The organism is Rhizobium sp. SEMIA 4085, from assembly GCF_013004495.1.
GTDB lineage: Bacteria > Pseudomonadota > Alphaproteobacteria > Rhizobiales > Rhizobiaceae > Rhizobium > Rhizobium gallicum.
Genome location: NZ_JABEPH010000225.1, coordinates 1 through 9,803, shown reverse-complemented (window position 1 = coordinate 9,803; position 9,803 = coordinate 1). Strand labels below are relative to the sequence as shown.

Sequence of the window (9,803 nt, the reverse complement as noted above, 5' to 3'; positions counted from 1 at the left end):
GTCCAAGTCCTGCGCGATAAAATAGTAGTTGGTCGTGCCCATGACGGTAGTCGAATGACTCTGGCCACCGTAGATCGCCGTCGCCGTCGTCTGGTTGAGTGGCGCGACTGCTCGTAGGCCAGTTAGCTGATCGCGGATCGCATCGACGTCCTTAACGGTGAACCGTCTCGCCTCGGAGCTCGCGCGCCCCGGACCGAACTGGCCGGGACGCACGAAGAGCATGTTGGTCCCGAGCCGCGAGAGCTCTGCGGAGACCTGCTCTGTGGTGCCGTTGCCGATCGTCACCAAGGCTATGACGGCGGCAACGCCGATGACGACGCCGAGCACGGTGAGGAAGGAACGCAGGATGTTGCGGCTAATGGCGCGCAGCGCGAGTTTCAGTGTTTCAAGAAACATGATCCGCCTCGCCCTGATGCGCGACCTCGGCTTCGAGCTTTCCATCAACGAAACGGAGGATGCGCTCTGCATAGGCCGCAATGTCGGGTTCATGCGTGACCATGACGATGGTGATGCCCTGCTCCCGGTTCAGCCGCGTCATCAGATCCATGATCTCGGCGCTGGTTTTCGTGTCGAGATTGCCGGTCGGCTCGTCGGCAAGCAGCAGGGCTGGTTCGGTGACGATCGCGCGCGCGATTGCCACGCGCTGCTGTTGGCCACCGGAAAGCTCCTGCGTCTTATGGTGCTCGCGCCCCGTCAGTCCGACCAAGCCGAGCGCTTCCTTGGCGCGCCGGTGGCGCTCGCCCGCTGCGACACCGCGGTAGATCAGCGGCAACTCTACATTCTCGACCGCCGATGTCCGCGCGAGAAGATTGAACCCCTGGAAAACGAAGCCCAGCATATGGCGTCTCAGCAGCGTCAGCTGACTGCGACCGAAACCGCTCGTGGAAATGCCCTGGAAGACGTAGTCGCCGGCGCTCGGAACATCGAGGCAGCCGAGGAGATTCATTGCCGTCGACTTGCCTGACCCCGACGGCCCCATGATCGCAACGAATTCATGGGCGCCGATCCGGAGATCGACATGGTCGAGCGCGCGGATCGCCGCCTCGCCGTGACCATAGATCTTCGATACCTGCCTGAATTCGAGAAGCGGCGGACTGGTCATCGTTCGCCCGCCTATTGCGTCCGTGTCGTCGCGTCGGTCACAAGCGCATCGCCTTCCTTGAGTTCACCGGCCGTGACCTGTGTCAACTGACCGTCCGAGGAACCAACCTGGATGACGAGGGGCACCTGGCGGCCCTCGCGCAACACCCACACGCGCCGTTTGGCGCCGGTGAGCGCTTCACTGCGGTTGCCGCCGGAGCGAGGCCCCATACGCGGCGGGCGGAAAAGACCGAAGATGCCGCGGCTGCCGCGCGATTCGGCTTCTGGCGGTGCATAGCGCAACGCGGCGTTCGGCACCATCAGGGTATCCTTGACGGCCTCGACGGTGATATCCGCCGTTGCCGTCATACCCGGGCGCAAGAGGAGATCAGCGTTGTCGACCGAAAGCACGGCCTTGTAGGTGACGACATTGTTGGTCGTCTCGGAGGCGAAGCGGATCTGCTCGATCTCGGCGGGAAAGGACTTGTTCGGATAGGCGTCGACCGTGAAGGGCGCCTTCTGCCCGACGCCAATCTGGCCGACATCGGCCTCGTCCACATCGACCTGCAGTTCCATCTTCCTGAGATCGCCGGCGATGGTGAAGAGAACCGGCGCCGAAAGAGACGCGGCGACGGTGGCACCCGGATCGACAGAGCGCGTCAGGATAACGCCGTCAACCGGCGAAACGATCCTGGCCTTTGCAAGGTTGACCTCGGCGAGCCGCAGGTCGGCCTCGGCAGAGAGCACTTCCGCCTCGTTGATCTGCTTCGTGGCTGCGGCGGACTCGTATTTGTAGGTCGCATCGTCAAGGCTTTGCTGCGTCGAGACGCTGCCTTTGACGAGGCTCCTCAAGCGTTCCAGCGAAACCTGCGCCGACAGCAGATCGGCATTCGCCTTCAGCACATTCGCCTTGGCCGAATCGAGTTTCGCGCGCGAGCTCTTCACATCGGCCTCCAGCTTGTTCGTATCGAGAACTGCCAGCACCTCGCCGGATTTGACCTCGCTGTTGTAGTCGACATTGACGTCGCGCACGGTGCCGGAAAGTTCGCTCGATATGTCGACCTGCTCCGTCGGCTGCACCGAGCCCGTCGCCGTCACGAGAACTGTCAGGTCGCCGCGCTTTGCCGGCTGCGTCACATAGCTGTATCCGTTGCCGCCGCGGCCGTTGTAAAAATAGGCACCGGTCCCGGCGACCGCGATCAATGCTGCAGCGGCGATAAGGCGGCCGCGCCAGCGGCGGCCTTTGCCGCGCTTGGCGGAGGCCGCTAGGACGGCAGCAAGATCGGTATTGGCTGCTGCAGCCTTCCTGCCGCTTCCGGAATCGTCCATAAGACCCTCAAGTCAACATTAGAAGCGCCTGCTCCGTTTACCATCCAAATAGTCATAGCGAAGATGAACCGGAAATTAGCGTTAGAGGCGCATTCGCACGGAATGACGAAAAAGTGCAATTAAATCTTGGTAATGAAAAGTCCGCTTTAGCCGGCATCTTCCTGATACTGGTCGCTCCCCTGCAGCGGATGCAGCCAGCTTTCGCGGCGTTTGATCCACACCTCGTAGAGCGGCTCGATTTCCATCGGCGCATCATCGAGAGATCCAAGTCGGAGCTCCGCCTCCTTCTCGGTAAGACAAAACAGCCGACCGCCGCACGCCGGACAGAAGCTGCGGCCTTCATATGTCGCGACCGAACCGGAATGCTCGAATGCCGCGAGCGGCCATACGGCGAACGTGACGAAGGCCGAGCCGCTCTCTTTCCGGCAGTCCGCACAGTGGCATAGCCCGGCACGAAGCGGCTCGCCCTTCACTTCATATCTGACGGCGCCGCAAAGGCAGCCCCCAGTGCGCATTCTCATCAGGCGTCGAAATCCAGCGGCAGCCTCGGCGGCTTGCGCTTGGCGGCCATCAGGAGATCGAGCTCGGTCGCCGACGGTCCGAATTTTTCATAGAGCCGCTTGGCCTCCTTTTCATCCAAACGGTATTTCCGGGCGAATTCGTTTATGCTGTAAGGCCGGCCGCGCAACACTCTGCGCGTCGGCACCGTCTGATTGGCAGATTCGGCCATGGCAACCTCCTTTATACAACCCGGAAGTTAGGGCGCTCAGGGCGGTTGGGAAGCTTGCTGAAGCCCGAAAAACGACAGACTAAAGGCTCGAACCGTCGAGCCCTCCGCGGCGCATAACGAAACACTCGGCGTCAGTTGGTGTGGGAGACTCCTTCTAATGATGCCTCGGATCGAGACGCATGCGGTGGATATTTACCGGCTATTATCCTTACCGGTTCATTGAAATGGACCGACTCAACGAAAGCCGATCAACGTTATCGGGCCGTAGAACACCCCTCCCCGCTACGGCAGGAGACCTGGCAATCGGGCTACAGGAGGTCCGCGGCTGGGTCTCCGCCATTACGTTCTCGGATCCGGAGGCGCAAAATGCCTGCTCGAAGGCGGGCCCGACTGTCAGCAATTCTGCTGCTTCGTAGCCGAGCCGCATCGCGTCCATGATCTGATCTGTGGTTTGCCGAGGTCCCCGCTTGGAGACATAGTGCTCAGCCGTATGCAGCCTAGGTGCCGCAAGGGGTTCGGCAACCTTCTCAGTCTCATTTCGTTCCGCAGTTAGCTTGCTGTCCAAGTACTTCCAGAAGATCAAGCCGAACACGCAAAAGAAGAACAGCACTGTTTACAGGATCGCTGGCTGGTCATCTTCGCCGCCTTGCTACCCCGGCACCCCCCAAAAATAGTCCATGTGTCACTTCCAAGTCACTCGACAATAAATTTCAAGTATGCTTAAGTATTTCTTGTTCGGTTAATCAACTTTCTGGGACTTGCGATACTTGCATGACACAAATCCGAAATGCGCTTCTGACCGTTGAGGCATGGGCCCGATACCCGGTGTCCGATTCTGAGGAAATGAATACCAATTTGCCGGGTCTCAGTGAGGCCTGGGAGATGGATCTAGTTGAGGAAAACAGCTCCGGCTTCGACGTCTGCATGCATTTCTCGTTGACCCGCGCTGGCGTAGAGTTCCTTCACGGCCCTCAACCTTCGCTAAGTGATGTTATTTTGAGATCTGCCCGACGCCTATTCGGTCATATCGTTGGATATCCGATCGCCTGAACGTCTTAAACGCGGTCAAGATTGCCACCTTAGCCGTGCCGTTCGCCCAATTGATGTGCAGACCGTTGCCGACGCCGTAGTTGATGACATTGCTGTCGCGGGGGCCGAGACGATGTCGGCAGGTTCGAAGACCGTGCCGAAGGCTCCAATGCCGGATGGGAACGCAGCCACGGGTTCAGGCAGGTAGATCGCCACTTCCGCGCCCGTGAAATTCTGGTTCCCGACACCGCTGTGCAAGCGGCGGTCGGCATTAACCAACGATGTCATGAGACGGCCAATATGTAGGGTTAATCACCGCGTGGATGCCCCAGAACACGCCGTCAACTGCGCGTCGTTTCGTTATCCGCTCAAACGCCCTTTCAAGCCGCTCGTCAGACCGTCGATGCGGTTAGCCACGCCTTCGATCGCGCGAAGCAACTGAGCGATGTGCTCCTGCATGCCGGCCTTGGCTTGAGGCGCGCGAGGGCTGGCATTGGAGAGCAACAAATATCCCGCCTGCATTGTTATTTCATTTGCTTCTAAATTAGACTTTAGTAGTGTTCTCGCATTAGGAGCGGGAGGATTCCATGGAACGCGTTGAGCCGGAAAATGCAGATTCCAATATGGCAACGAAGGTCTGGTCGGTGACCGAGTTCTGCGCGCGACATCGATTGGACGAGGAAGAAGAAACGAGACTACTTCAGCTGTTTGGTCCATTCGCGACTGCATGCGAGCTCATGCACAACGCCAAACGGGCACCGAAGTGGCGGTAATCGTGAGCGCGTCCTGCTGCGTTTCGCTTGGTTGGCCTTGAGCGCGATAGCGGCCTCGGAATACGTTTTGTATTTGTAACCGATTTTCCCAGTCTTGGTGTGCACCGGCTACGCCGGTGGCTTTGCTGATCGCGATATTTTATCGTTAACGGCGGTTAACTTTCTCATATTCATCCCTCCTAAAATATGGTACCGCGGTTCACCGTTTGGAGACTTTGCGATGCGACGTTTCAATCTTCGACATGAAGTCGATGACAAGTGGCTTGTTGTGGATGGGCTCACGATGGAGCCTGCCACGCTTGGTGACGTGAAGGTGAGTGGCATGTCTTGGGCCGAAGCCTGTGACTTTGTCGACTTGATGAACTCTCTGGATGCTATCGAACGAGATTCGAGCCGCTATGCAGCACCTTTCGCTGCGGAGTGATGGTCGTTCGCTGCCTACGGCGCTTCCCGGCGCCACTTTGCCCTTTCGTAGAACGTGTCATGCACCTTCCCGGCCTGCGCAACGTATGTGAAGCGCCTTCTGTCGGATGTTTCATCAGCCGCAGTCCGTAAAGCCTCGCGTCCGCGCTCAGATCGAATAGCGCAAGGATTCACACCCTACCCAGGAGCGGCGTCGGGTTCCAGGTTCATAACCTCATAGATCAGCCGACCAACAAGCGGGTAAGCGGTCCGACTTCAGCAAAGACCTGCCCCGAGTTCATCGGTTCGGCGATTGCCTTCATTCTACACGCAGCGAGGAAGCATTCGGACCGGTGGGAACGTCGCTTGTTGTCACAAATTTCCCGACAACGCGCCAATATGGACCTTTGGGATTCCGATAAGGATGGACGGATAGTGAAGACCTTGCGTCGATATGATGATCCTATCTGGGAGTTTTCATTTCCGGTGGCGCTGGAGGTTTTCAACTACGATCCGGCAAGTGCCGTCACGCCTCGTGATTGACCACTTTCCGGCCGATCAAAGCCGACAGCGCGTCAAGCCAGGAACATTTGACAGTCTTGAATGTTAGAAACCGGGTCGCGTGGCTACAGCCCTCCTGTGATGTGCAATGACCCTTGCACTGCTACGCGATCCGCCTTTCACGAGCGCCACCTAAGTACGGCGCGGGCACATTGGGGAGGTATGCTGATGGTGCCGAACAGGCTTCACTTCATTGTCGAGGTCGAGATCCAACCGCCTGCATGCGCAAAGTTGGCCGATGACATTCAAGGCACGGCGTTCGCCCTTGATTTCTTTCATGCCTGACTTGCTCGGCGCACGCTGGGAGCACCAAGCACAGGCTTTCCGGCATCAGGATCTTACCAGCTTCACGCTGGAGCTCCTGAATATTGTTTTGTAGGGATTCGTTGGCGGCCTGCATTACGGCAATCCGTGCGGCTTCTGGCGCTGGCCGCACCATAGCCGCGGTCAAAAATGCCGTCGCAAACCCTGTATCCAGCGAAGAACACGAGGCTTGATGTTTGCACAATGACGGCAGGTTCGACTGATCGAAGAAAAGTTCGCCATTGCCTTTATGAGCATTGATGTGGTCGACGATCGTGGCCTCGGTCACTTCTTCTGTGATCAGGCAGAAACGACAAAGCGGCTCCATTGCCAACTGGTATTGGCGCGGTGGTTTTCACTCTGCTGGTATCGTAAAGACGATGCCAGACTTTGGCCCGCTGCGTCGATGGGGAACCTTGGATTCGGTCATACGTTCAGAACCTGCAGTGGAAGGAGGACCACAATGGCAGACGACAAGAGCAAGCGTGGCAAACCTGACCGGAGCCGGGTAGCGGCTGGTGAACCGTACGAGGTGAGCTACTTCGCGAAGAAGCACGGCATCTCAAAGGAGCAGGCTGAGAAGATCGTGAAGAAGCACGGCTCAGATCGTGACGCCGCGAATAAGGCGGCAGAAAAGATCAAATAGCAAAAGCGGCAGGGAGCCTAATTGCAAGCTCAACCGGCCGCAGATCATCACGTTGCCGGAGGAGGCAGCGCCATGCGGATGGGTGAACGACGCAAAAAAAGCGTCACACGTCTTATTTTATTTATTTCTAAATTATACTTTGGTATAGGTCTCCCCAACTGTATGGGAGGAGTAGCGTATGCAGCGAGTTGAACCTAATATCGTCGGCACCGGAGCCACGACACGTGTTTGGTCAGTCAAGGATTTTTCCAAGCGGCGCCGGCTCAACGAGAAAGAAGAGGCTCGACTTCTACAATTGTTTGGACCATTTGCGTCCGCCAGCGAATTGCTGCACAACGCAACACGAGAGCCGCGGTGGCGGTAGGGCCGTCCCGTCATCGATCGCCCTCTTCCCTAGCGAGAATCACAAAGATGCATTCGACAGGATCTCAGAGGACCTCGCATAAACGTGTGCCGTTTGCCATTCATGTGCCGGCAATCTTAGCACATGTGCCGTAAACGCCGTAAGAATCAGGTAATTTCGCCTCATGATCTCGCCAAAAAACCATCTAGGAGTGTCGGTAAGAATCTGATTTCGCTGGTAAATTTTTGGTGAGAGCGCCGGGGTTCGAACCCGGGACCTACTGATTAAAAGTCAGTTGCTCTACCAGCTGAGCTACGCTCTCCCTTGACGCCTTGAACTCAAAAACAGCCCCGGCCGGAAGTGCGCGGAACATATGCAGGCGACCTATTGCGGTCAACCGAAAAATCTCCCTTTTTCGCCGCGTTAGGCATATTTCTTGCCGGGGCTCGAAAAGGTGATTGGCTTTCGGTTGTTTGCGGCGCTAAACATCCGCCAGATTGCAGCCGGAGAGAATGCGTGTCGATTGCCGATATTTCCCTGTTGAGCGCCCTGCTTGCGGGTGCCCTCTCCTTTCTCTCCCCCTGCGTGCTTCCCCTCGTTCCGCCCTATCTCTGCTACATGGCGGGGATATCCGTCGAGCAGTTCCGGGGCGGCAATGCTGTTGCGGTTGCGCCCGATGTCCGCCGCGGGGTGCTGTTTTCGGCGCTGTTCTTCACGCTCGGGTTCGCCACGGTCTTCGTCGCGCTGGGCGCCGGCGCTTCCAGCATCGGAATGCTGCTGCGCCAGCATCTGGACCTTCTGGCAAAGATCGGCGGCCTCATCATCATCCTCATGGGACTAAACTTCCTCGGCGTCTTCCGAATCGGGCTTTTCGCCCGCGAGGCCCGTTTCCAGAGCGGCGGAAAGCCGGCGACGCTGACCGGCGCCTATATCATGGGGCTCGCCTTCGCTTTCGGCTGGACGCCCTGCATCGGGCCGGTGCTCGGTGCCATTTTGGGGGTTGCAGCATCGCGCGAGACCGTCGGCTCCGGCGCGGGGCTTCTCGCCGTCTATTCGCTCGGCCTCGCTATTCCCTTTTGGATCGCCGCAGGCTTTTCCGGTGCCTTCATGAATTTTCTGGCGCGCTTCCGCCGCCATCTCGGCACGATCGAAAAGATCATGGGAGGCTTCCTCGTGCTCACGGGGCTTGCCTTCATCTTCGGTTTCGTCAGCGATACTGCCATCTGGTTCCAGCAGACCTTTCCGATCTTGATGCGGATTGGCTAAAGGCAGCAAATCATGCCTGCCTTGCAAAGAGTAAGCCGCCGTACCGACCGCGATCAGTTCAGCCTTTCTTCCGGCTGAGTTTTTCCCGCAAGGCAGTCGGAATATCACGCAATCCGCGACCCGGCTCTATGCCTTCGCGCATGACGACGCTGCGTAGAGGTGGAAACGCCGAGAGCATGTGGAGGCCCGCGGCGCGCAGCATCTGCACCGGCAGGAAACCGGAGAGAAGCGAGCGGTTCAGCAAATCGACGCTGACCGTTCGCGTCATGATGTCGGCGCGGCGCCTGCGGTCAAACCGATCGCCCGAATCGGCTGGTATCGGCAGTTCGGCCCGGTCGCAGAGAATATCCGTCAACGCCATGATATCGCGCAGGCTGAGATTGAGGCCTTGTGCTCCGATCGGCGGGAAAAAGTGCGCGGGTTCCCCGATCAGCGCCATCCGGCCCCTGCCGAAGCGGTGGGCCACCCTGCCCCACAGGGGCCAAAACTGGACGCCCTACTCGACCCTCCACCTGCCGCGCACCGACAGCCGCCACTCATCCACGGCACAGGTCAAATCGGCCAGCGACAATGCGAGACCGGCGGGCACACCAGACGGAGTGCTTACCCAGACAGCGGTGCGGGGGATGCCGCGCAAGGGTACCTGGGTAAAGGGGCCGCATTCGGTATGAAATTCCGTCGAGGTGTTTTCGTGCGGCAGCGAATGGCCGAAATTCAGCACCATGGCCGACTGTGGATAGGACCAGTTGCGCGCGCCAATGCCGGCTTTTTCTCTAAGCTTCGACTTGCGACCGTCGGCGCCGGCAGCAAAATCTGCAGACAGCATCTCGCCGCCCGCCAGCATAATGGAAACGGCATTCTCGCCGATATCAATGCTGTCAGCAAAAGCAGTGAAGCGCGTGATATTGCCTTCGATGGCGACCGCCGCCTCGAGCACCTCGGTCAAAGCCTTGTTCGGGAAGTTGTAGCCGAAGGCATCGAGCTCGACTTCGACGGAGCGGAACGTCGTGGTTGGTGCACGCAGCAGGCGACGTGTGCCGTCGATGATGCGCATGCTTTTCAGCGGCGCGGTCTCGGGCTTCAGCTTTTCCCAGAGAGCCAGGCGATCAAGGAAGCGGATCGACTGATCCATCAGGGCCGTCGTGCGCCGGTCCTCGGTCGCGGCGGGAGGCGCAATCAGCGCCACGCCGCGGCCGCCGCGCGCCCGGGGGGTCGCGGCCGCCACGCCGGCGGGACCGCCGCCGGTCACCGCCCCCTCGAAAAGGTTCAATGCATCGCTTCCGTCCTCCGAACCGGCGCACCGGCCGTAATCCGCCGGCTCCGCCCGGCGGCGCCCACCCA

12 protein-coding genes, 1 tRNA gene and 1 pseudogene are annotated in these 9,803 nt (G+C 58.9%); 5 read left to right on the top strand and 9 right to left on the bottom strand.

Features of this window, described 5'->3' with window-relative positions:
* The 6 genes from C9413_RS20815 to C9413_RS20790 form a co-directional block, all read right to left on the bottom strand.
* Window positions 1-396 (bottom strand): ABC transporter permease (locus C9413_RS20815; protein ID WP_170250848.1); only part of this gene is annotated, 396 nt, incomplete at its 3' end.
* Window positions 386-1,102: an ABC transporter ATP-binding protein gene (locus tag C9413_RS20810; RefSeq protein ID WP_039844846.1), complete on the bottom strand. Its 717-nt coding sequence runs from the start codon at window positions 1,100-1,102 to the stop codon at window positions 386-388. The genes C9413_RS20815 and C9413_RS20810, both read right to left, overlap by 11 nt.
* A gap of 11 nt (window positions 1,103-1,113) precedes the next feature.
* Window positions 1,114-2,409 carry an efflux RND transporter periplasmic adaptor subunit gene (locus C9413_RS20805; RefSeq protein WP_170250847.1) on the bottom strand — a complete coding sequence of 432 codons (1,296 nt, stop codon included), beginning with the start codon at window positions 2,407-2,409 and terminating at the stop codon, window positions 1,114-1,116.
* 146 nt (window positions 2,410-2,555) lie between these two features.
* Entirely contained in the window at window positions 2,556-2,930 is a 375-nt protein-coding gene (locus C9413_RS20800) for a GFA family protein (RefSeq protein WP_039844844.1), read from the bottom strand.
* Window positions 2,930-3,139, bottom strand: a complete 210-nt coding sequence (locus C9413_RS20795) for a hypothetical protein (RefSeq protein ID WP_039844843.1) — start codon at window positions 3,137-3,139, stop codon at window positions 2,930-2,932. Before C9413_RS20795 ends, C9413_RS20800 begins: the two co-directional genes overlap by 1 nt.
* 1,389 nt (window positions 3,140-4,528) lie before the next feature.
* A complete protein-coding gene (locus tag C9413_RS20790) occupies window positions 4,529-4,690 on the bottom strand; it encodes a hypothetical protein (RefSeq protein ID WP_170250846.1) in 162 nt (53 codons plus the stop codon).
* Window positions 4,691-4,755: 65 nt separating this feature from the next.
* On the opposite strand from C9413_RS20790, the gene C9413_RS33640 reads away from it, so the two are divergent.
* A complete protein-coding gene (locus C9413_RS33640; protein WP_039844841.1) occupies window positions 4,756-4,941 on the top strand; it encodes a hypothetical protein in 186 nt (61 codons plus the stop codon).
* A gap of 220 nt (window positions 4,942-5,161) precedes the next feature.
* Window positions 5,162-5,365 carry a hypothetical protein gene (locus tag C9413_RS20785; protein ID WP_022715545.1) on the top strand — a complete coding sequence of 68 codons (204 nt, stop codon included), beginning with the start codon at window positions 5,162-5,164 and terminating at the stop codon, window positions 5,363-5,365.
* Between the two features lie 729 nt (window positions 5,366-6,094).
* Here C9413_RS20785 and C9413_RS20780 read toward each other — a convergent pair.
* On the bottom strand, window positions 6,095-6,535 hold the full coding sequence (locus tag C9413_RS20780) for a hypothetical protein (protein WP_133937784.1): 441 nt from the start codon (window positions 6,533-6,535) through the stop codon (window positions 6,095-6,097).
* A gap of 135 nt (window positions 6,536-6,670) precedes the next feature.
* Between C9413_RS20780 and C9413_RS20775 the strand changes: the two genes are divergently transcribed.
* Both C9413_RS20775 and C9413_RS33635 read left to right on the top strand, forming a co-directional pair.
* A complete protein-coding gene (locus C9413_RS20775) occupies window positions 6,671-6,853 on the top strand; it encodes a DUF3606 domain-containing protein (protein WP_039844840.1) in 183 nt (60 codons plus the stop codon).
* Window positions 6,854-7,031: 178 nt separating this feature from the next.
* Window positions 7,032-7,217, top strand: coding sequence for a hypothetical protein (locus tag C9413_RS33635; protein ID WP_082046511.1), 186 nt, complete (start codon window positions 7,032-7,034; stop codon window positions 7,215-7,217).
* Between the two features lie 225 nt (window positions 7,218-7,442).
* On the opposite strand, the gene C9413_RS20770 is transcribed toward C9413_RS33635, so the two are convergent.
* Window positions 7,443-7,518, bottom strand: a tRNA-Lys gene (locus C9413_RS20770).
* Between the two features lie 194 nt (window positions 7,519-7,712).
* Here C9413_RS20770 and C9413_RS20765 point away from each other — a divergent pair.
* Window positions 7,713-8,462 carry a cytochrome c biogenesis CcdA family protein gene (locus C9413_RS20765; RefSeq protein ID WP_039844839.1) on the top strand — a complete coding sequence of 250 codons (750 nt, stop codon included), beginning with the start codon at window positions 7,713-7,715 and terminating at the stop codon, window positions 8,460-8,462.
* A gap of 58 nt (window positions 8,463-8,520) precedes the next feature.
* Here the strand turns inward: C9413_RS20765 and C9413_RS20760 are convergent.
* Window positions 8,521-9,732 (bottom strand): annotated as a pseudogene (locus C9413_RS20760) (UbiH/UbiF family hydroxylase).
* Window positions 9,733-9,803: the final 71 nt, after the last annotated feature.

Excerpts from the sequence above, each read along its gene's own strand:
- C9413_RS20810 (WP_039844846.1), bottom strand. The coding sequence starts at position 1,102 with ATGACCAGTCCGCCGCTTCTCGAATTCAGGCAGGTATCGAAGATCTAT.
- C9413_RS20805 (WP_170250847.1), bottom strand. The coding sequence starts at position 2,409 with ATGGACGATTCCGGAAGCGGCAGGAAGGCTGCAGCAGCCAATACCGAT.
- C9413_RS20800 (WP_039844844.1), bottom strand. The coding sequence starts at position 2,930 with ATGAGAATGCGCACTGGGGGCTGCCTTTGCGGCGCCGTCAGATATGAA.
- C9413_RS20795 (WP_039844843.1), bottom strand. The coding sequence starts at position 3,139 with ATGGCCGAATCTGCCAATCAGACGGTGCCGACGCGCAGAGTGTTGCGC.
- C9413_RS20790 (WP_170250846.1), bottom strand. The coding sequence starts at position 4,690 with ATGCAGGCGGGATATTTGTTGCTCTCCAATGCCAGCCCTCGCGCGCCT.
- C9413_RS33640 (WP_039844841.1), top strand. The coding sequence starts at position 4,756 with ATGGAACGCGTTGAGCCGGAAAATGCAGATTCCAATATGGCAACGAAG.
- C9413_RS20785 (WP_022715545.1), top strand. The coding sequence starts at position 5,162 with ATGCGACGTTTCAATCTTCGACATGAAGTCGATGACAAGTGGCTTGTT.
- C9413_RS20780 (WP_133937784.1), bottom strand. The coding sequence starts at position 6,535 with ATGGAGCCGCTTTGTCGTTTCTGCCTGATCACAGAAGAAGTGACCGAG.
- C9413_RS20775 (WP_039844840.1), top strand. The coding sequence starts at position 6,671 with ATGGCAGACGACAAGAGCAAGCGTGGCAAACCTGACCGGAGCCGGGTA.
- C9413_RS33635 (WP_082046511.1), top strand. The coding sequence starts at position 7,032 with ATGCAGCGAGTTGAACCTAATATCGTCGGCACCGGAGCCACGACACGT.